The following is a 254-nucleotide window of genomic DNA, read 5'->3' on the forward strand; positions in this document are numbered from 1 at the left end:
GCGGAAAGTAGCCGGGCAGGCCGTCGGCCACGAAGGGCTGGTCGGGCAAATCGCTGGCCAGCAGCGCGTCATACAGCCACATCTTGCTGTAGGCCATCAGCACCGCGCGCTCCGGCGTGGTGAGGCCACCGCTGGCGGCGCGCCGGGCGTCGATCTCCTCGTCGGGCGGCAGAAATTCGATGACCCGGTTCAGGCGCCCGGTGCGTTCCAGATAGCGCATCAGCCGCGCTTCGGCATCCAGCCACTGTGTCGTG

Annotated in this window: 1 protein-coding gene; it reads right to left on the minus strand. The window is 68.5% G+C overall.

From position 1 onward, the window contains the following. On the minus strand, positions 1-254 hold a 254-nt coding region (locus ACVA6Q_RS24810; protein WP_446649248.1), incomplete at both ends, for a hypothetical protein.

It is taken from the genome of Vibrio sp. DNB22_10_4, assembly GCF_052879755.1.